This is a genomic window from Pseudomonas promysalinigenes, from assembly GCF_014269025.2.
GTDB lineage: Bacteria > Pseudomonadota > Gammaproteobacteria > Pseudomonadales > Pseudomonadaceae > Aquipseudomonas > Aquipseudomonas promysalinigenes.
The window spans coordinates 2,188,450-2,209,867 of sequence record NZ_CP077094.1; the positions used below are offsets into that span (position 1 = coordinate 2,188,450).

The 21,418-nt window shown below is 61.6% G+C and carries 20 protein-coding genes; 8 read left to right on the top strand and 12 right to left on the bottom strand.

The window, feature by feature from the left end; translation table 11 throughout:
- The first annotated feature begins 7 nt into the window (after positions 1 to 7).
- Together HU725_RS10000 and HU725_RS10005 are read left to right on the top strand one after the other, a co-directional pair.
- Positions 8 to 1,750, top strand: coding sequence for an autotransporter assembly complex protein TamA (locus tag HU725_RS10000; protein WP_060476627.1), 1,743 nt, complete (start codon positions 8 to 10; stop codon positions 1,748 to 1,750).
- Entirely contained in the window at positions 1,747 to 5,421 is a 3,675-nt protein-coding gene (locus HU725_RS10005) for a translocation/assembly module TamB domain-containing protein (RefSeq protein WP_186477084.1), read from the top strand. The genes HU725_RS10000 and HU725_RS10005 overlap by 4 nt, the downstream gene beginning before the upstream one ends.
- Before the next feature lie 6 nt (positions 5,422 to 5,427).
- Here HU725_RS10005 and HU725_RS10010 read toward each other — a convergent pair whose 3' ends face one another.
- From HU725_RS10010 to HU725_RS10025, 4 genes are all read right to left on the bottom strand, one after another.
- Positions 5,428 to 5,964, bottom strand: coding sequence for a DUF2589 domain-containing protein (locus HU725_RS10010; protein ID WP_186477374.1), 537 nt, complete (start codon positions 5,962 to 5,964; stop codon positions 5,428 to 5,430).
- Between the two features lie 94 nt (positions 5,965 to 6,058).
- The gene (locus tag HU725_RS10015) at positions 6,059 to 6,721 is read right to left on the bottom strand and encodes a DUF2589 domain-containing protein (RefSeq protein WP_060476564.1); all 663 of its coding nucleotides are present in this window, start codon (positions 6,719 to 6,721) and stop codon (positions 6,059 to 6,061) included.
- 61 nt (positions 6,722 to 6,782) lie between these two features.
- A complete protein-coding gene (locus tag HU725_RS10020; RefSeq protein WP_186477085.1) occupies positions 6,783 to 7,163 on the bottom strand; it encodes a Mor transcription activator family protein in 381 nt (126 codons plus the stop codon).
- Positions 7,164 to 7,395: 232 nt separating this feature from the next.
- On the bottom strand, positions 7,396 to 7,854 hold the full coding sequence (locus HU725_RS10025; protein ID WP_186477086.1) for a hypothetical protein: 459 nt from the start codon (positions 7,852 to 7,854) through the stop codon (positions 7,396 to 7,398).
- A 147-nt stretch (positions 7,855 to 8,001) separates the two neighbouring features.
- Between HU725_RS10025 and HU725_RS10030 the strand changes: the two genes are divergently transcribed.
- Entirely contained in the window at positions 8,002 to 8,190 is a 189-nt protein-coding gene (locus HU725_RS10030) for a hypothetical protein (RefSeq protein ID WP_060476561.1), read from the top strand.
- A gap of 13 nt (positions 8,191 to 8,203) precedes the next feature.
- Here the strand turns inward: HU725_RS10030 and HU725_RS10035 are convergent, their stop codons facing one another.
- Positions 8,204 to 8,578 carry a fe2+ zn2+ uptake regulation protein gene (locus tag HU725_RS10035; protein ID WP_186477087.1) on the bottom strand — a complete coding sequence of 125 codons (375 nt, stop codon included), beginning with the start codon at positions 8,576 to 8,578 and terminating at the stop codon, positions 8,204 to 8,206.
- A 198-nt stretch (positions 8,579 to 8,776) separates the two neighbouring features.
- Between HU725_RS10035 and pvdQ the strand changes: the two genes are divergently transcribed.
- Positions 8,777 to 11,089, top strand: coding sequence for a bifunctional acylase PvdQ (gene pvdQ / locus HU725_RS10040; RefSeq protein ID WP_186477088.1), 2,313 nt, complete (start codon positions 8,777 to 8,779; stop codon positions 11,087 to 11,089).
- Between the two features lie 59 nt (positions 11,090 to 11,148).
- Here the strand turns inward: pvdQ and HU725_RS10045 are convergent, their stop codons facing one another.
- Positions 11,149 to 11,871: a UDP-2,3-diacylglucosamine diphosphatase gene (locus tag HU725_RS10045; RefSeq protein ID WP_186477089.1), complete on the bottom strand. Its 723-nt coding sequence runs from the start codon at positions 11,869 to 11,871 to the stop codon at positions 11,149 to 11,151.
- Positions 11,868 to 12,368 carry a peptidylprolyl isomerase gene (locus tag HU725_RS10050; RefSeq protein ID WP_060476557.1) on the bottom strand — a complete coding sequence of 167 codons (501 nt, stop codon included), beginning with the start codon at positions 12,366 to 12,368 and terminating at the stop codon, positions 11,868 to 11,870. Before HU725_RS10050 ends, HU725_RS10045 begins: the two co-directional genes overlap by 4 nt.
- A 244-nt stretch (positions 12,369 to 12,612) precedes the next feature.
- On the opposite strand from HU725_RS10050, the gene HU725_RS10055 reads away from it, so the two are divergent.
- Together HU725_RS10055 and cysS are read left to right on the top strand one after the other, a co-directional pair.
- Positions 12,613 to 14,316: a glutamine--tRNA ligase/YqeY domain fusion protein gene (locus tag HU725_RS10055; RefSeq protein WP_186477090.1), complete on the top strand. Its 1,704-nt coding sequence runs from the start codon at positions 12,613 to 12,615 to the stop codon at positions 14,314 to 14,316.
- A gap of 9 nt (positions 14,317 to 14,325) precedes the next feature.
- Positions 14,326 to 15,708: a cysteine--tRNA ligase gene (cysS, locus tag HU725_RS10060; protein WP_060476555.1), complete on the top strand. Its 1,383-nt coding sequence runs from the start codon at positions 14,326 to 14,328 to the stop codon at positions 15,706 to 15,708.
- A gap of 33 nt (positions 15,709 to 15,741) precedes the next feature.
- On the opposite strand, the gene HU725_RS10065 is transcribed toward cysS, so the two are convergent.
- From HU725_RS10065 to HU725_RS10085, 5 genes are all read right to left on the bottom strand, one after another.
- The gene (locus HU725_RS10065) at positions 15,742 to 17,133 is read right to left on the bottom strand and encodes a sensor histidine kinase (protein WP_060476554.1); all 1,392 of its coding nucleotides are present in this window, start codon (positions 17,131 to 17,133) and stop codon (positions 15,742 to 15,744) included.
- On the bottom strand, positions 17,111 to 17,791 hold the full coding sequence (locus HU725_RS10070; protein WP_060476553.1) for a response regulator transcription factor: 681 nt from the start codon (positions 17,789 to 17,791) through the stop codon (positions 17,111 to 17,113). The genes HU725_RS10065 and HU725_RS10070 overlap by 23 nt, the downstream gene beginning before the upstream one ends.
- Before the next feature lie 146 nt (positions 17,792 to 17,937).
- Positions 17,938 to 18,957, bottom strand: coding sequence for a branched-chain amino acid aminotransferase (locus HU725_RS10075; RefSeq protein ID WP_060476552.1), 1,020 nt, complete (start codon positions 18,955 to 18,957; stop codon positions 17,938 to 17,940).
- A 295-nt stretch (positions 18,958 to 19,252) separates the two neighbouring features.
- On the bottom strand, positions 19,253 to 19,612 hold the full coding sequence (locus HU725_RS10080) for a hypothetical protein (RefSeq protein ID WP_186477091.1): 360 nt from the start codon (positions 19,610 to 19,612) through the stop codon (positions 19,253 to 19,255).
- Positions 19,609 to 19,986 (bottom strand): glyoxalase superfamily protein, encoded by a 378-nt coding sequence (locus HU725_RS10085; RefSeq protein WP_186477092.1) that lies wholly within the window; start codon positions 19,984 to 19,986, stop codon positions 19,609 to 19,611. Before HU725_RS10085 ends, HU725_RS10080 begins: the two co-directional genes overlap by 4 nt.
- 271 nt (positions 19,987 to 20,257) lie before the next feature.
- On the opposite strand from HU725_RS10085, the gene HU725_RS10090 reads away from it, so the two are divergent.
- Positions 20,258 to 21,091: an urease accessory protein UreD gene (locus HU725_RS10090; protein ID WP_186477093.1), complete on the top strand. Its 834-nt coding sequence runs from the start codon at positions 20,258 to 20,260 to the stop codon at positions 21,089 to 21,091.
- A 9-nt stretch (positions 21,092 to 21,100) separates the two neighbouring features.
- Complete coding sequence (locus HU725_RS10095) at positions 21,101 to 21,403, top strand: urease subunit gamma (RefSeq protein WP_060476548.1); 303 nt, start codon at positions 21,101 to 21,103, stop codon at positions 21,401 to 21,403.
- Positions 21,404 to 21,418: the final 15 nt, after the last annotated feature.

Below are 21,418 nucleotides of genomic sequence, written 5' to 3' on the forward strand. Positions count from 1 at the left end.
GCGCCGCATGACGTATTCAGGAAGATTCACCTGGGGCCTGGTTTTCTGGGCCGCCAGTTTTGCCGCATGGGGCCAGAGCGAGTTGCTGGTGAAGGTCAAGCCAGCCAACAAAGCACTCAAGGCCAATGTCGAAGGCTATATCGGTACCCTGGGGGACCGCGACGAAGAAGCGCTGCTGCGTTTCAGCCGCGGTGCCCAGGAGCAGGCGCGCAAAGCTGCGCAGGCACTTGGCTATTATCAGGCGCAGATCGACACCGAGGTCAATCCGCCTGCCCAAGCAGACCAATCCCCTCAACTGGTCGTCAAGATAGAGCCAGGTGAGCCGGTGCGCTTGCGCAACGTAACCGTACGCATCGAGGGGCCGGCCAGTGAGCTCAAAGCCTTCCGCGTACCTGACAGCAAGGCCCTGCGGCCGGGCGAGCAGCTCAATCATGGCCTCTACGAAGATGCCAAGCGGCTTATCCAGAACCAGGCCTCGCGGTATGGTTTTTTTGCTGGCCATTTCACGCAACAGCGCCTGGCCGTTGACCCACAGGCCGGGGTTGCCGACATCGAGCTGGTTTACCAGAGTGGCCCGCGCTATCGCTTGGGGGCGGTGACATTCAGTGGCGACACCCCGCTGGACCAGGACCTGCTGCAGCGCATGGTTTCGTTCAAGCCTGGCACGCCCTACGACTCGGAACTGATCGCCGGCCTGAACAACGACCTGCAATCGAGTGGCTACTTCGAAGGGGTGCGGGTCGATGCCGCACCTACTGCGGCGGTGGGCGAAGACATCCCGGTGGATGTTCATCTAGAAACCCGCAAACCACGTACCCTAGGCCTGGGGCTGGGCTTTTCCACCGACGTGGGCCCACGTGGCAAGGCCAACTGGACCCGGCACTGGGTCAACCCCCAGGGGCACAGTTATGGCTGGGAAACAGAGCTGTCGGCGCCGCGGCAAAACGTCGGGTTGTGGTATGACGTGCCGCTTGATCCACCCTTGACCGACAAGCTGCGCTTCGCGGGCGGCTATCAAAACGAAGAAATCGCTGGCACCGATACGCTCAGCAAGCTGCTGACCGTCGGCCCCGAGTGGCACAGTAAATTGCCCAGCGGCTGGCAACGGGTCATCTCGCTCAAATACCAGCGCGAGGAGTATCGCCTGGGCGATGACTCGGGCTTGAGCAACCTGTTGATGCCAGGTGTGAGTTTTTCCTATCTGCGCAGTGACAACCGCATCGACCCGCACAACGGTTATCGCTTGCAGTTCGACACCCAGGTGGCAAAGGAAGGTCTGGTGTCCGATACCAATCTGTTGCATGCCAATGTTCTGCTCAAGGGCCTGACCACCCTGGGCCACAACCATCGTTTGCTTGGCCGGGTGCAGTTCGGGGGCAGCGCCACCAACGGCTACAAGAACAACATCCCACCTTCGCTGCGCTTCTTCGCAGGTGGCGACCAAAGCGTGCGCGGTTATGACTACCAGACCCTATCGCCCAAGAACAGCGATGGCGATCGTATCGGTGGCCGTTATCTGGTCGCAGGCAGTGTGGAGTACCAGTATTCGCTGACCGAAAAATGGCGCGTGGCAACCTTCATCGACCAAGGTAACGCGTTCAATACCTTGGAGCTGCCAAGCCTCAAGACCGGGGTGGGTTTCGGGGTGCGCTGGGTCTCACCGGTAGGGCCGTTGCGCCTGGATCTGGCCAAAGCGCTCGATGACGATGGCGGTATACGCCTGCACTTCTCCATGGGGCCTGAGCTGTGAAGCGTGCGTTGAAGTTGGTTTTGCTGGGCGTAGTGGGGGCTGTGCTGCTGGTGGCTGTGGTTTTGGGTCTGCTACTGGGCACCGAAGGCGGTAGTCGCTGGGCGCTGAGTCGCGTGCCTGGGCTCACGGTCGATGACTTCCAGGGGCGCCTGGCCGGCACCTGGCAGGCCAGCCAGGTGAGCTGGCGCGAGGGTGATAGCCTGGTTCAGGTGCAGGCGCCGCTGCTGAACTGGTCGCCGGCCTGCCTGCTGCGTGCCACGCTGTGCATCGAGCAACTGCGTGCAGAGCGAATCGACATGGCGTTTGCTCCCAGCGACACGCCAGCCGAGCCCGGCCCCGTACAATTGCCGACGCTGCGCTTGCCGTTGGGGATCGAAGTGGGGGAGGTCAGGGTTGGCCAGCTGCGTCTGGATGGCAGCGACCTTTTGGCCGATCTGCACCTGGCGGCCCATTGGACCGGCGCTGGATTGCGTATCGACAGCCTGCAATTGCAGCGTGACGACTTGCGCGTGGACCTGCACGGTGATGTGCAGCCTGACGGCGATTGGCCGCTGCAACTGCAAGGGCAGGTGCAGTTGCCGGCAGTTGATGGCAAGGCCTGGCAACTGGCGCTGAGCGCCAAAGGTGAGCTTCAGAAAGCGCTTAGCCTCGATGCCACCAGCAGTGGTTATCTCGATGCCCGCCTGAGCGGGTCGATCCAGGCCTTGGCCGAACATTTACCGGCGACCTTGCAGATTCGTTCAGATGCCTTCAAACCTGCGGCCTCGCTGCCTGACACCTTGCAGCTCGATCAGCTGGTACTGAACGCCCAAGGCGATTTGCTCGATGGCTACCGGTTGTCTGGCACTGCCAGTCTGCCCGCCGAACAGGGCCCAATTGCACTGGCTCTGGCGGGTAAGGTAGATGCCAAAGGCGCTCAGCTCGATGCGCTGGACCTGACCGCCAGCGAAACTCAACAGGTCAAGCTCAAGGCCAAAGCGGACTGGCAGCAAGGTCTGCAGGCTGACGCGCAACTCGACTGGCAGAGCTTTCCATGGCTGCGGCTTTATCCGCTTGAGGCTGCGCCGCAGGTGACTCTCAAGCGGCTGAACGCTCAGGTGCACTACCGCGACGGTACTTACAACGGCAACTTCAACGGTGATCTCGATGGGCCGGCAGGTGCGTTCAACCTGGCCAGCCCATTCGAGGGTGACCTGGGCCAAGTGCGCCTACCGCAACTAGCGCTGACTGCCGGGCAGGGCAAAGCGGCTGGCAGCGTCGCGCTACGCTTCGCCGACGCCCTGGCCTGGGACGTCGACTTGCAGTTGTCTGCCCTGGACCCTGCGTACTGGCTCGCTGAGTTACCGGGCACCCTGGCAGGCCCTTTGCGGAGCAAGGGGGAAATGAAGGGTGAGCACCTGAGCCTGGATGCCCAGCTCGACCTCAAAGGGCGCCTGCGCGGGCAACCAGCGCTGCTCAAAGTCCAGGCGCAGGGTGGCGGCCAGGACTGGACCCTTGGCGCCCTGGCAGTGCAATTGGGAGATAACCGCATCAACGGCAGCGGCAGCTTGCAGCAGCGTCTTGCCGGTCGTATCGACCTCGACCTGCCCCGCCTGGGCCAGCTATGGCCCAGGCTGCAAGGCCAGATCAAGGGCCGTGTGGACGTCAGTGGCACCCTGGACGCGCCACAGGGCAACTTGACCTTGCAGGGCCAGCAATTGGCGCAAGAAGATAACCGCATTCAGCGGCTCGATCTGCAGGCGAAGTTGGACAGCGCCCAGCGCGCACTGCTTGCGCTCAAAGCCGATGGCATCCGCTCGGGTGACACCGTGCTGGGTACCTTGCAAGCCAATGGCAAGGGCGATATTCGTCAGCAGGCGTTGACCTTGGCCCTTGAGGGGCCTCAGCTGAAGTTGAACCTGGGGCTCGATGGCCAGTTGAACAAAGGTGACTGGCGCGGACGGCTGGCCACAGGCAGGATCCAGGCCGGCGGCCAGGACTGGCAGCTGCAGGGGCCGGCCCGTTTGCAGCGCTTGGCCAATGGTCAGCTGGATTTCGGCGCCCATTGCTGGCGCTCTGGCCAGGCGAGCTTGTGCGGTGAGGACCAGCGCCTGGCCCCCGAGCCTCGCCTGCGTTATCACCTCAAGCAGTTCCCGCTCGACAGCCTGGCGCAATGGCTACCCAAAGACTTTGCCTGGCAAGGCCTGCTCAATGCAGACGTGAACCTGGATATACCGGCTGGCGGCCCGAAAGGTAGCGTTCGCGTCGATGCCAGTGGTGGGACGCTGCGGGTTCGCGACCAGGGGCGCTGGATCGACTTCCCCTACCAGGCCCTGCGTGTAGACAGCACGCTGGCGCCGCGCCGGGTCGATACCCGCTTGGAGTTTCGCGGTGAACGCCTGGGCCAGTTGAGCCTGAACACGCGTATCGATCCGCTGGGTACCAACAAGCCGCTGTCGGGTGATTTCCGCCTGTCGGGTCTGGACCTGTCGATCGCCCGGCCGTTCGTGCCGATGGTCGAACAGTTGACGGGGCAGCTCAATGGCAGTGGGCGCTTGACCGGGACTTTGCTGGCGCCGCAGGTCAACGGCAACCTGGAGCTCAGTGGCGGCCAGGTCAGTGGTGCACAGTTACCGGTCAGCCTGCATGACTTGTCGTTACGGGCGCTGATTGCCGGCGAGCAGGTGCAGCTCAATGGCAACTGGCGCAGCGGCGATGCCGGGCGCGGCCAGCTCAACGGCCAACTGACCTGGGGGCAGGCTTTGGGTATGGACCTGCGGCTGCAGGGGCAGCAGTTGCCCGTGACCGTCGAGCCTTACGCCACCCTTGAAGTCGCCCCAGATCTGAACCTGCGCCTGATCGACGACAAGCTCGCGGTGAGCGGTAAAGTGCTGGTGCCCAAAGGTAAGATTACCGTTCGCGAGCTGCCACCTTCGACCGTCAAAGTCTCGGATGATACGGTCATCGTTGGCCAACAGACCGAAGAAGGCAAGCCGCCCATGGCGATGGCAATGGACATCGACGTGGCGGTGGGGCAGGACAAGCTGTCGTTCAGCGGCTTTGGCCTGACTGCCAACCTGCTGGGCCATGTGCACATCGGTGACAACATGGACACCCGGGGTGAACTGAGCCTGGCCGACGGCCGCTACCGCGCCTATGGTCAACGCCTGACTATACGCCGCGCCCGGCTGCTGTTCGCAGGGCCGATAGATCAGCCTTATCTGGATATCGAGGCGATCCGCACCGTCGACGATGTGATCGCGGGCATTCGCCTCAGTGGCAGTGCCGAGCAACCCACGACTACCGTGTTCTCCGAGCCAGCCATGAGCCAGGAGCAAGCACTGTCTTATCTGGTCCTTGGACGCCCGCTAGGCAACTCTGGAGAGGACAACAACATGTTGGCCGAAGCGGCATTGGGCTTGGGCTTGGCCGGTAGTGCGGGCATCACCGGCAAGCTGGCATCTGGCCTGGGGATCGATGACTTCCAATTGGATACCGAGGGCTCTGGTAACAGCACCAGCGTGGTGGCCAGCGGCAACCTGACCGAAAAGCTCAGTCTGCGCTATGGCGTAGGGGTTTTCGAGCCGGCCAACACCATTGCGTTGCGTTACAAACTGAGCAAGAAGGTGTATCTGGAGGCCGCCAGCGGGCTGGCAAGCTCCCTGGATATCTTTTACAAGCGCGACTTTTAAGAGGCATCAACGCACTGTAGCGGCTTCGACGAACTCGTTGCTTGGCTCGGGGGCAGGCGTGTCGGGCTTGCGGGTCGGCGTGATCAGCTTGGTGTATTCCTCGATCAAGCGGTTGAGCGCTTCAGGGGGTTCGCTGGCATGAAACTGCATGCGGATCTGCACTTCATCAGGGTCCCGGGCTTCGCCCTGGCGACCCTGCGCGCCGATGGTCACCTTGAAGCTGGCCGTGCTGGCTTTGTCACATTCTTCGCGTAGGGCGCGCAACTCTTCGGTAGCGTTGACCCGTACCGACAGGTCTACCTGCATGCGCTCGAGCGTCAGGCCCTTGGGAGCCACCAGGGCGAACAATGGCACGCGCATGATGTGCCGGTCGTCCATGGCAACCTCGACCATCTTGGCCTTCATCGGGCTGCCCAATGCCTGGGTATCACAATCGAAGAACTGGTCGAACAGATTGATGTACTGCTGGGCGATCAAACTGTTGGTAGCCGCAGCGGCTTCCTGCAGACCACGGGTAATGTCTCGCAGGTCGATGGCGGTCATGGGGGCGGGTGAGTTGTCCAAGGTTTGGGCTCCTGAGGCAGCAAGAAGCCCCGCTGTCGGTAGCGGGGCAACCGGTCAAGCGACGAGCTGACAATCAAGGGGTGGGGGCGCTATTGCCAGCGGGTTGTTGCTCACCAGGCAGCGCTTTGAGCGTGTCGGCCTGGGAGATCGAGTCCTGGCTCTCGAGTGTCGAGGTTTTCACCACGGTTGGCTTGGTAGCGGCTTCGGTGAGAAAGTCGATCACTCGCATCATGGCCTCTGGCGGGTCCTGGCGGCGCAGCGAGGTGTTGAACGCATAGCGTGCCCGGGTATCGGTCTTGCGAGTTTGCGTGGATTTGCTGCTGATGCTGCCTTTGACATCCAGCTTGAATGGCCCCCAGCCCAGGGACGCTGCAAGTTCGCCGGACTTGTTCGATTCGCTGAAGTCTTCGGCCATCTGGCTGATGGTCAATTCGAACTCGACGTTGCCTTGTTCGATGGTGATGTTCGGGTGCGTGATGGCTGCCAGCAGCGGCACCTTCATGGACTTGCTGACGACGCCTTTGTACTCGCCTTGTTCGTCAACGATGGTTTCGTCGTAGTCGAACTGAATGGCTACCGCCTTGCCATCCTGAACACAGACCTGCATGAGGAAGTCTGCATAGGATTTACTGGCGGTGACCTGGGCCTGAACCATGGCCTGCAGGGGTGCAGCGATCATGCGGTCCATGGGCAGAGCATTGATGACCGAGCCGATGAGGCTATTGTCGATGGACATTGTTGATCTCTCTTCTTTCTAGGGTTGAGGACACGACCGCTGTGGGCGGCCGAGCGGGCCGTCAGCGGGCACACTGCTCCTGGCGACGGATGTTGCCGATCTGGCGAAGGCTCAAGCCGTATTTATTGGCCAGCAAGCTGCGGGACAAACCGTTGGCACTTTCTTTCTGGATTTGCAGGTTGCGCAGTTGGCGCAGGAAGTGATCAGCCTTGGGGATTTCCAGGGCGACCCCTGCGAAGCGTTTGATCAGGGCGTCGAGGGCATCGGCCGGCAGCACGTCGGCAAGCTTGGTGCGTTCTCGATGTTTGGGTATGTACTTGGGCCTTCCGCCGTAGGCGCAAGTCAGCAAGTAAGCGTTTTCAATGCCGATGCATTCGATCAGGGCCTGCAACGAATGCGGTAACTGGCCGATGTCGATGGATGTGAGATCTGGCAGTTCCATAAGAGACTTCCTCGCGGTGGATGGGGCGCGATGCCTGTCGTTGGCATGGGGGAATTCTCGGTGAGCGACGAAGTTGGTCGCTAGGCGCCATGTGGGCTGGCAGTTGTAGCTTCGGTGAGTAAGGCTCGCAGGCAACGGTGTCGCGCAATGTAGGACGATGCCCTAGCGATGCCCTGAAGCCCCCATTTCACGGTGGGTTGTGTTTCCAGCATGCAGACGGTTGCCCGTACCCTTAATCGCATGGATAGCTCTTTAGCAAGGTGGCGCTGCCAAGGTAGGCATGGGGTTCGCTGGCGTTGCTCTGGGGCAATGTGCGCCAGTCGATGACCAGGCATAAGCTGTTCAAAGGCCGGCCATCGAGCAGGCCGATCACGCTGCCGGGAAAGCTTCGCCGATAACGCGCCAGGGTATTGCCAAGGCCTTCGACCTGATCCGCCCGCGCCAGCGTCTGCCTAGCCAGGCCTGGCAGCAGTGGGTGAGGCACCGTGAAGTAGGCATGCCCAGAGGTGGCCTGCAGGTGCCCAGCAGCACGGGTTCGTTGCCATAGCTGTTGCCATTGGCTATTGCCGGCCTGTGCCGCCAACTGGCTGCCCAGCTTGTGCAATTGTTCGGGCGGGGCTTGTTGCGTCTCCAGGGCATGGATGGCAAGTGACGGGGTGAGTAGCATGATCAACAGCGGTAGATGGCGCATAGTCCCTCCAGCATGGGGTGTGAGACCCAATGCTTTCAGGGCTCGATGATCGCGCTAAGCAGGAAATACACCGCTTCAAGCCATCACCGTTGTATCATTGCGCTCGCTCGTTGCGAGCCAATTACCCTGATGTTGAAGGAATCTTCGATGACACACGTGCAGCGCCTTAAATACTCGCTTCTGATCATACTGGTGGTGCTAGGCCTGATGCTGGGCCTGTCGCACCTGCAGAAGCAAGGCACGATCAGTGAACAAACCTTCCAGATGCTGGCCATCGCCATTGCCGTGGTTGTGGTGGTGGTAAACGGCATTCTGCGGCGCAAGGTCAAACCCTGACGCCAGCTTAGGATCAGCGCGGTAAGGCCTGCTCGAGCACGGCGCGCGCTTCGGGTTCGAGGCTGTAGCATTTGTCGCTGCCAAGGCTGATCACGCCTTCGGCGCAGAGCCGTTTGAGCACTTCTCGTACGCTCAGGAACGACAGTGGTATGTCCAGTTGTTCCAATTGCGCGTGTACTCCCCGCACCCCGATACTTCGCCCACTGCGCTGTGCACTGTACAGCGCGTCGATCACCTTCAGGCGAATCAGGCTGGTACGCAGGCCGTAGCTGCGCAGCAGTTCGCGAATCTGCTCGTTGCCGGTTCGCTCGTCCACGCAGGCCGCCGCTGCACTTACCGGCTTGCCTGGACTACCCCCGGTGTGCGCTGTGAGTCGCGAGTTGTACATGTGAATGCTCCTTTTCGTGGACTTTCCCGAAATTTCGGTGGCTCACTGATAGGACGAATGAGCGCGGCAAATCTGCAGTCTGTGGCTGATAAAAATCTGCCCTGCGTTGATGAAGACGGCTCGCGCAGGCCGAGCGCGTAAATTTTCATCGCGCCATTCGTCTGACCAGGGATAACCCCCTGAATCCGAGGAGTGCCTGTGTTGCCAATATCGCGTCCATTGACCTGTGCCAGCCTGGCCGCTGCCCTGGTCGCCTTTAGTGCCGCAGGACAGGCGCGGGAGGCGGGCAGCGATGACGCTGCGCAAATCCGCCGCACCAGTTTTGGCATCCCCCACATCGTCGCCAAGGACGAGCGTGGTCTGGGCTATGGCATTGGTTATGCCTATGCCGAGGACAACCTGTGCCTGCTGGCCAACGAAGTGCTCACGGTCAATGGCCAGCGCTCGCGCTACTTTGGCGCTGAGGGCGTCACGCTTGAACAACGCGCAAACCTTGCCAGCGACCTGTTCTTCACCTGGCTGAACAAGCCAGCGGCGGTCGATGGCTTTCTGCAGGCTCAGCCTGGCGCAGTACGTGAGTTGCTCCGGGGCTACGCCAACGGGTTCAACCGCGCGCTGGCCGAGCGTCGTCGCCAAGGCCTGCCAGCGGAATGCGGCGATGGCCAGTGGGTACGGCCGATCAGCAGTGAAGACCTGATCAAACTGACGCGCCGGCTGCTGGCAGAAGGCGGGCTGGGCCAGTTCGCCGAAGCGCTGGCGGGAGCACAACCGCCCAAGCAGGCCGCGCAGCAGGCCGCTCAGGGCTTCGACGTGGCAATGGCCCAGCAGCAGCGCTTTGCCTTCGAGCGCGGCAGCAACGCGGTAGCGGTGGGCGCTGAGCGCTCAGCCAACGGCCGAGGCCTGCTATTGGCCAACCCGCATTTCCCGTGGGTAGGAGGCATGCGTTTCTACCAGATGCAACTGACCATTCCCGGCAAACTGGACGTGATGGGCGCTGCGCTGCCTGGCCTGCCAGTGGTCAACATCGGCTTCAATCGTCACTTGGCTTGGACCCATACGGTGGACACCTCCAAGCACTTCACCCTGTACCGCCTGCAACTGGACCCCAAAGACCCGACTCACTACCTGCAGGACGGCAAATCGGTGCCGATGGCGCAGGAAACCATCAGCGTCACGGTCAAAGCCGCCGATGGCACCCTCCACCAGGTTGACCGCCAGGTCTACAGCTCGAATTTCGGGCCGATCGTGCAATGGCCAGGCCGGTTGGACTGGGATACTCAAGCGGCCTTCAGCCTGCGCGATGCCAACCTGGACAACACGCGTGTGCTGCAGCAGTGGTACCGCATCAACCGCGCCGACAGCCTGGGTGAGCTGAGAGGGTCGATCGAACAGTTGCAAGGTATTCCATGGGTCAACACCTTGGCCGTCGATGCCCAAGGCACCGCGCTTTACCTCAACCAGTCCGTGGTGCCCTATGTCGATCAGCAACTGCTCAGCGAATGCGGCGATCCGGCAGGGCAAGGGCCGCTGGTAGTACTGGATGGCGCTCGCAGTGCTTGTCGGTGGAAGGTCGATGCCCAGGCCGCGCAGCCTGGCATCTTTCCGGCCGCTATGCTGCCCAGCCTGGAGCGCAGTGATTATGTGCAGAACTCCAATGACCCGGCCTGGATGACCAACCCGGCTCAGCCACTGATGGGCTTTTCGCCGTTGATCAGTCGTAGCGATCAGCCGCTGGGTATGCGCGGGCGTTTCGCTCTGCAACGTTTGCAAGGCAACGCCAAGCTCAGTGTCGATGACCTGCAGCGCATGGTGCTGGATGACCAGGTGTACCTGGCCGATCTGGTCCTGCCCGACCTGCTGCAGTGGTGCAAAGGGGAAGGGCAAGACGTGCAGGGCGTGTGCTCGAGCCTTGCTGACTGGAATGGCAAGGCGGACCTGGACAGTGGCGTGGGCCTGATGCACTTCCAGAACTTGTTCGAGGCGTTGGCCAGCGATCCGCAAAGCTGGCGTGTGCCTTTCGACCCGGCAGACCCGCAACACACGCCGCGTGGCCTGGCGGTCGAGCAGGCATCGGTGCGCAAGCTGTTGCACGATGCGGCTCTGGCTTCGATGCAGCAGGTGGCTAAGGCCGGTGTGGCGCCGGGGCGGCGTTGGGGGCAAATTCAGCAAGCTGCCGATGGCACGCCGGTGCCAGGTGGGCCGCAACAGCTGGGGGTCTATAACGCAATGTTCAGTGTGCCCAATGGGCCAGGCAAACGTCTGGTGGTCAGCGGCACCAGTTATTTGCAACTGGTGAGTTTCACCGAGCGGGGGCCGCAGGCGCGTGGGCTACTGGCGTTTTCGCAGTCCAGCGAAGCGGGCTCGGCGCACTTCAGCGACCAGACCAAGGCGTTCGCCGCCAAGCAACTGGCACCGCTGCCGTTCACCGAGGCGCAGATCAAGGCGGACCCCGGGTACCGTCAGTATGCGATCAGCGAGCGGGACAAGGATGCTGTGGCTAGCCAGCCTTGAGGCCCTGGCCGACACTGCCCCCGTCGCGGGTCAACCGGCGACGGGGCAGTGTCGGCAGGTCAGGAAAACTCGAATGGCTCCAGAGCAAAGCCCTGGGCATCGACCTGCAGAACCCAGCCCCGGCGATCCCAGTCCCCCAACACGATGCGCTGTGCCGGTTCACCTTCAACTAACAACTTGTGAATCGCCGGCCGGTGAGTGTGGCCATGCACCAGCGTGCGCACCCCGTGGGCTGCCATCACTTTCGGCACTTCGTCCGGCGTCACGTCGACGATGTCGGTAGACTTCGTGCGCACCTGTGCCCGGCTTTCGTTGCGCAGTTTGCGTGCCAGCTTCTGGCGAGTGCCCAGCGGCAGGTGCCGCAGAACCCAAAGGCTTAACGGGTTACGCAAGTAACGGCGCATCTTCATGTAGCCGACGTCCCGCGTGCACAGGGTGTCGCCATGCATCAGCAATACCTGCTCACCGCCCAGCTCGATCACGCTCGGGTCAGCCAGCAGTGTGCAGCCGGCAGCGCTGCAGAACGCCTGGCCAATCAGGAAGTCGCGGTTGCCATGCATCAAGTAGATCGCCGTGCCGCTGTCGCTGAGTTGGCGCAGGGCCTGGCAGATCGACTGCTGGAACGGGGTCATGGCATCGTCACCGATCCACGCTTCGAAAAAGTCGCCGAGGATGTACAACGCTTTGGCGTGACGGGCGCGCCCGTCGAGCAGATCAAGAAACGCCCGGGTAATGTCCGGGCGTTCTTCTTGCAAGTGCAGATCGGAGATCAGCAGGATCACTCAATGATCTCGGCTTTCTCGATGATCACGTCATCCTTGGGCACGTCCTGGTGGCCAGCCTTGGAACCGGTGGCGACTTTTTCGATGGCATCGACAACTTCACGGCCTTCGGTCACTTCACCGAACACGGCGTAACCCCAGCCTTGCACATTCTTGCCGCTGTGGTTGAGGAAGTCGTTGTCGGAGGCATTGATGAAGAACTGCGCGGAGGCGGAGTGCGGCTCCATGGTACGGGCCATGGCAATGCTGTACTTGGTGTTCTTCAGGCCGTTGTCAGCTTCGTTCTGAATGCTGGGACGGGTTTGCTTCTGTTTCATGCTGGCTTCGAAGCCGCCGCCCTGAATCATGAAGCCCTTGATCACACGGTGGAAAACGGTGCCGTTGTAGTGGCCGTCCTTGACATACTGAACGAAGTTTGCGGTGGTCTGCGGCGCTTTTTCGGCGTTCAGTTGCAGAACGATGTCGCCGTGGTTGGTGGTCAGTTTGACTTTGGACATGCTGGAATTCGCTCTTTGAAGGCATACAGGAAAATAGGCTGCGCTGGGCGCGTGTTAGTGACCAGACGAAGCATCGGCCAAGCGCGACACATGTGCATGGCCCGCAGCGGTCATTTTGCACGGCTGGCGATAAATCGCGCCAGTTTGTCGGTGCCCGGCTGTCAGCAGCTTGACTGCTTCGGCTATGATAGGCCCTTTGATTCAATCGGCCTACCCAGGCCGGACACGTGCATTCAAGGATCCTATGAGCAAGCCCACTGCCGACAACGCGCCCAACGCCGCTACCAAAGGCGCCCCCGCTGTCCCTGCGAACTTCCTGCGGCCAATCATTCAGGCCGACCTGGACTCGGGCAAGCACAGCACCATCGTCACCCGTTTCCCGCCGGAGCCCAATGGTTACCTGCACATTGGTCATGCCAAGTCGATTTGCGTCAACTTCGGCCTGGCCAAGGAGTTTGGCGGCGTGTGCCACCTGCGCTTCGACGATACCAACCCGGCCAAGGAAGACCAGGAATACATCGACGCCATCCAGCGCGACGTCAAGTGGCTGGGCTTCGACTGGGCAGGCGAGGTGCGCTTTGCCTCCGACTACTTCGACCAGCTGCATGACTGGGCCGTTGAACTGATCAAGCGTGGCAAGGCCTATGTCTGCGACCTGACCCCTGATCAGGCCAAGCAATACCGAGGCAGCCTGACCGAACCTGGCAAGAACAGCCCGTTCCGCGAGCGCAGCGTCGAAGAAAACCTCGACCTCTTCGCACGCATGAAGGCTGGCGAATTCAAGGACGGTGAGCGCGTGCTGCGTGCCAAGATCGACATGGCTTCGCCGAACATGAACCTGCGCGACCCGATCCTGTATCGCATTCGCCACGCTCACCATCACCAGACCGGTGACAAGTGGTGCATCTACCCCAACTACGACTTCACCCACGGGCAGTCGGACGCCATCGAAGGCATCACCCACTCGATCTGCACCCTCGAGTTCGAAGGTCACCGCCCGCTGTACGACTGGTTCCTCGACAACCTGCCGGTACCGGCGCACCCGCGTCAGTACGAGTTCAGCCGCCTGAACCTGAACTACACCATCACCTCCAAGCGCAAGCTCAAGCAGTTGGTCGACGAAAAGCACGTCACCGCCTGGGATGACCCGCGCATGTCGACGCTGTCGGGCTTCCGCCGTCGGGGTTACACCCCGGCATCGATCCGTGCATTCTGCGAAATGATCGGCACCAACCGTTCCGACGGCGTGGTCGACATGTCGATGCTCGAATTCTGCATCCGGGACGATCTGGACCGTACTGCCCCGCGTGCCATGTGCGTGCTGCGCCCGCTGAAAGTGGTCATCACCAACTATCCGCAAGGCCAGGTCGAGCAGCTCGAACTGCCGCGCCACCCGAAAGAAGACATGGGTGTGCGGGTGTTGCCGTTCGCCCGTGAGTTGTACATCGACCGCGACGATTTCATGGAAGAGCCGCCCAAGGGCTACAAGCGCCTGGAGCCGGGCGGGGAGGTACGCCTTCGCGGCAGCTATGTGATCCGTGCCGACGAGGCGATCAAGGATGCCGAAGGCAACATCGTCGAGCTGCACTGCTCGTACGACCCCGACACCCTGGGCAAAAACCCTGAAGGCCGCAAGGTCAAGGGCGTTATTCACTGGGTGCCTGCCCAAGACAGCATCGAGTGCGAAGTGCGTCTGTACGACCGCCTGTTCCGCTCCGCCAACCCGGAAAAAACCGAAGAAGGCGGCAGCTTCCTCGACAACATCAACCCCGACTCGCTGCAGGTGCTCACCGGTTGCCGCGCCGAGCCGTCGCTGGCTCAGGCGCAGCCTGAGGACCGCTTCCAGTTCGAGCGCGAAGGCTACTTCTGCGTCGACCTCAAAGACAGCCAGCCGGGGCGCCCGGTATTCAATCGCACCGTCACCCTGCGTGACTCCTGGGGGAGTTGAGGAACCGCCGTGCTTACCATCTACAACACCCTGAGCAAGACCAAGGAAGCCTTCAAGCCGCTCGACGGCAACAAGGTGCGCATGTATGTATGCGGCATGACCGTGTACGACTATTGCCACCTTGGCCATGGCCGCAGCATGGTGGCATTCGACCTGGTCACCCGCTGGTTGCGCAAGAGCGGCTACGAGCTGACTTACGTACGTAACATCACCGACATCGATGACAAGATCATCAACCGCGCCAATGAAAACGGCGAGGCGTTCGACGCCTTGACCGCGCGCATGATCGACGCGATGCATGAGGACGAGCGCCGGCTGAACATCCTCAAGCCGGACCTGGAGCCACGTGCCACCGACCATATCGCCGGCATGCACGCGATGATCCAGACCCTGATCGACAAGGGCTATGCCTACGCCCCTGGGAATGGCGACGTCTACTACCGTGTCGGCAAGTTCGTCGGTTACGGCAAGCTGTCGCGCAAAAAGGTCGAAGACCTGCGCATTGGCGCTCGCATCGAGGTCGATGAGGCCAAGCAGGACCCACTGGACTTCGTTCTCTGGAAAGGCGTCAAGCCAGGCGAGCCGTACTGGGACTCGCCGTGGGGGCCTGGCCGTCCGGGCTGGCACATCGAATGCTCGGTGATGTCGACCTGCTGCCTGGGCGAGAGCTTCGATATCCACGGTGGCGGCAGCGACCTCGAGTTCCCGCACCATGAGAACGAGATCGCTCAAAGTGAGGCGGCCACTGGCAAGCAGTACGCCAATGCCTGGATGCACTGCGGCATGATCCGCATCAACGGCGAGAAGATGTCCAAGTCGTTGAACAACTTCTTCACCATCCGCGATGTGCTCGCCAAGTATCACCCGGAGGTGGTGCGCTACCTGTTGGTGGCCAGCCACTACCGCAGCGCGATCAACTACTCCGAAGACAGCCTGCGCGATGCCAAGGGCGCCCTGGAGCGTTTCTACCACGCCCTGCGTGGCCTGCCGCGGGTAGCCGCCAAGGGGGGCGAAGCCTTCGTCGAGCGCTTCAGCGTGGCGATGAACGACGACTTCGGTACCCCTGAAGCTTGCGCTGTGCTGTTCGACCTGGTGCGCGAGATCAATCGCTTGCGTGACAGCGATGTCGATGCCGCAGCGGGGCTGGCCGGTCGCCTGCGTGAACTGGGTGATGTGCTGGGTGTGCTGCAGCTAGAAGCCGATGACTTCCTGCGTGCCGGTGCCGAGGGCAAGGTCGATGCAGCTGAGGTCGAAGCGTTGATCCAGGCGCGTCTGCAGGCGCGTGCGGACAAGAACTGGGCAGAGTCCGACCGGATCCGTGACCAGATCACCGCCATGGGTGTGGTCCTGGAAGACAGCAAGGGCGCAACGACCTGGCGCCTGGCGGACTGACCGATGTGAAGGGGCCGCAAAGCGGCCCCGAATTTATTTGCTCGCGCCGGCCAGCGGGCAGTGCAATACCAGCTTTGCCCCGCCCAGCTCACTCTCGCCAATCTCCAGCCCGAACCCGTGCAAGTCGACGATCGCCGCAACGATCGACAGCCCCAGGCCGAAACCTGCGTGGCGGTGGCCTTCCTCACTGCGATAAAAGCGCTTGAGTACCGCAGCCCGTTCCTCTTCAGGGATACCGGGGCCGCTGTCTTCGATGGCAATGTGCACGCCTGTATCATCCTGGTGAGCGGTGATGGCAACCCGACCGCCTTCAGGTGTGAACTTGATGCCGTTACCCACCAGATTGGCCAGGGCTTCGAACAACAGCTCGCGGTCGCCATGCAGTGCCGGCAACTGCGCAGGCTGCTCAAGGTTCAGGCGGATCGCGCCATCTTCGGCCAAAGGCAGATAGAAATCATGCAGCTCCACCAGCAGCTCATGTGGGTCCAGCTGAACGAAACCCGCGCGGCGCTGGCGGTCTTCCAGTTCGCTGATGCGCAGCAATCCACGGAACCGCGCCATCAATGTGTCGGTTTCGCCGATCGCCTGGTCCAGCGCCTCGGCCTGGGGCGAGTCGTGTTCGCTGTGCTGGCGAATGCGATAGAGCTGGGCGCGCAGGCGGGTGAGGGGCGTGCGCAGATCATGGGCGATATTGTCGCAGACACCTTTGACTTCATGCATCAGCCGCTCGATACGGTCGAGCATGGCATTGACGATGGCGGCGAGCATGTCCAGCTCATCGCGGCGTGCAGACAGCGGTAAGCGATGGGTGAGGTCGCCTGCGACGATCAGTTCGGCCTGGGCCTGGATGGCGCGGATACGTTTGAGCGGTCGGCGGCGCAGCAGATACCAGCCGGCAAAGCCTGGAATCAGCGTCAGCGAGATACCCCATAGCAGGGCATCGAGAATGATCCGCGTGACCACGAACAACGAGCCATTGTCGCGAAACAGCACCAGCCAGCGGCCATCCTGCACTTTGATCGCCACGGCATCGCAACTGTCGCGCGGCACATGGGGGTCGTCAGCATCGAGGCAGCGCTTGAGTTCGTGCACTTTACCGTCCAGCCCAAGTTCAGGAGGTATGGTGCGAATCCGCCCGCCCACAGGGTTGAGTTGGGCATCGAACAAACCATAGGCATCGAAGCTGCGCTCTTCGAACGCTTGGCTTGCCACCAGAGCGTCGTCCAGTTGCTTGCCGCTCATGTGCGCGAACAGGTGTTGGCGCTGCAGCATGGAATGGCGGGTGAGTTTGTTCAGGTAGCTGGACACTTCGAAGTACAGCACCCCCATGAGGATGCAGCTCCAGGCCACGAACAGGAAGCTATACAGCGCCAGCAGGCGGCTCGTCGAGGAGCTCCAGCCCTTAGACGGGTTCAGCAATGGCATAACCCGAGCCCCGTACCGTACGGATCAGCGGCGATTGGCCGGGGGAGTCGATCTTCTTGCGAAGACGGCCGATATGGACGTCGATCAGGTTGGTACCTGGGTCGAAGTGGTAGCCCCAGACCTCCTCGAAAATCATCATTCGGGTGATCACCTGGCCGCTGTGGCGCATCAGGTATTCCAGCAATTTGTATTCGGTAGGCAGCAGGTTCAGGGTTTGCTCGCCACGGCGCGCCTCGTGGCTGATCAGGTCCAGTTGCAGGTCTGCCACTTGCAGGCGGGTCTGGGTCATCGGCACGCTGTTGCGTCGTAGCAGTACCTCGACCCGCGCCGCCATTTCATCGGAGGCAAATGGTTTGGTCAGATAGTCGTCACCCCCTGCACGCAGGCCGCGAACCCGCTCGTCGACGTCGGACAGGGCACTGATCATCAGAATCGGGGTGGCGATCTTCAGGTTGCGCAGGGTGGTGACGATCGTCAGGCCATCAACCTCGGGCAGCATGCGGTCGACGGTGATCAGGTCGTAACCGCCGGCGATAGCCTTGGCCAAGCCCTCGCGGCCGTTATCGGCCCAATCCACTTCCAGGCCGTGGCTTGAGAGTTCGGCGACGATTTCCTGGCCGGTTACGGCGTCGTCTTCGATGGTCAATACGCGTGGCATGCTCGTTCCTGGGCGTCTAGTTGGAGACTCGATTGTGCCAAAGAATAGCCAAACGGCGATTTAAGAAAAATTCATCTACGCCGGCTTAAACCAAACGGGGCATGCCAGTGTCTGGCATGCCCCGTCGGTCAGCATGGCGCAGCGTATCAGGCGACCTTGACGATCCAGCCCGCCGGCGCTTCGACATCGCCGCTCTGGATACCGGTCAGCTCGTTGTAAAGCTTCTGGGTAACCGGGCCGACCTTCTCCAGGTCGTGGAACACGTGGAGCTTGCCGTTGTACTCGATGCCGCCGATGGGGGTGATCACTGCGGCAGTGCCGCAAGCGCCGGCTTCGATGAAGCGGTCGAGCTTGTTGATTTCGACGTCGCCTTCGATCACGGTCAGGCCCAGGCGCGATTGCGCAAGTTCCATCAGCGACAGGCGGGTGATACCCGGCAGCACCGAGGCCGACTTAGGCGTGACGAACTCGTTGTTGGCCGTGATACCGAAGAAGTTGGCCGAACCGACTTCTTCGATCTTGGTGTGGGTCAGAGGGTCGAGGTAGATGGCGTCAGCGAAGTTGGCTTTCTTGGCTTCAGCGCCCGGTTGCAGGCTGGCAGCATAGTTGCCGCCGACCTTGGCTGCGCCCGTGCCTTGAGGGGCGGCACGGTCGAAGCTGGAAATCTGGAAGTTGTGTGGCTTCATGCCGCCCTTGAAGTAAGAACCCACAGGGATGGCGAACACCGAGAAGATGAACTCGGGGGCGGTGCGCACGCCGATGTTGTCGCCAGTGCCAATGACGAACGGGCGCAGGTAAAGGGCGCCTTTGCCATGGGGAGGGACAAACTTCTCGTTGGCCTTGACCACTTGTTTGCAGGCCTCGATGAACACATCGGTCGGGACCTGAGGCATCAGCAGGCGCGCACAGCTGCGCTGCATGCGGGCGGCATTCTGGTCTGGGCGGAACAGGTTGATCGAGCCATCTTTGCAACGATAGGCTTTCAGGCCTTCGAAGCACTGCTGGCCATAGTGCAGGGCGGTGGAGCCTTCACTGATGTGCAGCACGTTGTCTTCGGTCAGGGTGCCTTTGTCCCACTCACCATTGCGCCATACGGACAGGAAGCGCTTGTCGGTCTTGATGTAGTCGAAACCCAGCTTGTCCCAGTTAATGCTTTCGTTACTCATGACACCCTCGATTGTCTTGCAAGTGCCCGATCGCTCGGGCTGCTGTTATATGCGCACCACGCCACGATAATACATCCATCGCGGATCGGGAACGGTCAGTCACGAATTGGCACTGATCTGCAAGCGCTCACTGGCTGGGCTGGCCTCTTCCCGGCCAAAGCCGCTCTTGGACGAACTGCTTAAGCCCGGAGGTGCCCGTGCTCCCAGATCGGGCCGAGTAAACAAAAGCAGACTCAATCTCTCGTTGAGCAAGCGGGTTCGCCCGCGAGGAGGCCAGCCTAGTCTGAACTAGACGTCAGCCTTGCTGGAGGCGCCGTTTCCAGTCACCTGCATGGCTGGCGATGCAGGCCTGCTCACTGTCGAAGCGCACATGCCAAGCCAAGTGGTCCAGGTGCACACCGGCTTCTTGAAGCGCCTGACCTGTCAGCGTCAGCATCCGCGCCTTGGCTTCACCCGCCAGCGCCGCTGCTTTGTCGGCCTCGTACTCGAACACCCAAGTGACGCGAAGGCTTGCTGGAATATCGTTTGGATCGAGCCGATGGGTCAGCCAGCTGAACCCGACGATCTCGGCCTTGGCCGTTTCGCAGGCATCAGTCAGACAGGCGACCAGTTCGCGCTCCAGGCGCGCCAGATCGCGCTTGCTCAGGGCTCTCATTGGGCGGCCTGCTCATCGATTTGCTGGCAAAAGCGCAACAGGTTGCCGAACGGGTCGCGCACCTGTATTTGCAGGCCCCAGTCCACGCGTTCGGCCTGAGGGCGGGCGTAACCGTACTGTTTGGCCAACAGCTCGCGCTCCAGTGCGCGCAGGTCTTGGGTACGGGCAAACACGGTGGCGCCTGGGCAGGCATCGCCGTGGTGTTCGCTCAAGTGAAGGATCAGGCCATCGCGGTGAATCTGCGCATAGAGCGGCAAATCTGGGCTGAAGCGGTGTTCCCAGTCGAGCTCAAAGCCCAGGAAGTCGAGGTAGAACTCCTTGGCTTTGTCGACAGAAAAAATCCTCAAGACCGGGATGGCGGGGGATAGGGACATAGCGGTACCAGGGTCGATGGGCGTGACGTGACTCTAGCGCAGCACTGAAACAGGGCCAAGAGGCGCCTCGGTAATGGGCGCACATCACAGCTGTGCCCCATGCCAGAGCCATAGCCTGCAAGCTTTCATCTTCGTTCACCTGCGCAGTTGGCCCGCAACCTGCTATATCCCACCCACGAAATTTGATCGAGTGGTCAGTCCGCGTGCTCCCAAGGGCCGGCGCATGATCCTCAAAAAGGCCGCAACGCCACAGAAATCAAGGGGCCGCAGGATGTCGCTCGCGGAGCATATCGAACCACTGGAAACAGACGCCGGCTGGAGCGCGTACCTGCACTTGCGCTTTGTCGAGGGTGAGGGCATGACCCGCCTTGGTGCGCGTCGGCATTTCGGCCCACTTTTGGTGCAGCGCCCATTCTATCCGGAGGGTGCTCCTTGTCATGTTTACGTGCTGCATCCACCTGGCGGCATCGTCGCAGGTGATCGGCTGGAACTGGACATTCACCTCGAACCGGGTAGCCACGCGCTGCTCACCATGCCCGGTGCCAGCAAGTTCTACCGCAGTATCGGCCCCACCGCGCGCCTGGCTCAGCATTTTCACCTGCAGGCAGGCAGCACCCTGGAATGGCTGCCCCAGGACAGCATCTTTTTCAACGGCGCCCGCGCCAGCCTGGATAACCGTTTTACCCTTGAACCCGGTGCCAAACTGCTGGCATGGGAGACCTTGTGCCTGGGGCGCCCGGTGATGAACGAGCGCTTCGAACAGGGCGCCATCGACAGCCGCTTGTGCATAGAGCTGCCAGGCGAGCCGGGGCTGCACGAGCGTCTACGAATCGCAGGCGGGCAACTGGCCAAAGTCGCGGACCATCCGCTGGTCGCTACCTTTTGCGCCTATCCCGCGACACCGCTCGTACTGGAGCAGGTGCGCGCGCAACTGGACGCACTCGATATCCCCGCCGGCGCGACCTTGCTCGGCTCGCTGCTGGTGATTCGCCTGCTCGACCACGACAACCAACATCTGCAACAGACCCTGCAGCGCCTGTGGTACGTGCTGCGCCCGGCCGTACTGGGCCTGGCCGCGTGCCCGCCGCGCATCTGGGCCACTTGAGAGAGCGCCATGGAGCTGACCCCGAGAGAGAAAGACAAACTGCTGCTGTTCACCGCCGCATTGCTGGCCGAGCGGCGCCTGGCCCGTGGCCTCAAGCTCAATTACCCCGAGGCTGTGGCGCTGATCAGTGCAGCGGTGCTCGAAGGCGCCCGCGATGGCCGCACGGTGGCCGAGCTGATGAGCCTTGGCCGCGAAGTGCTCGGCCGTGATCAGGTCATGCAAGGGGTGGCCGAAATGCTGCACGACGTGCAGGTCGAAGCAACATTCCCCGACGGCACCAAGCTTGTGACCGTACACGACCCTATCGTCTGACCTGAAGCAGGAGCC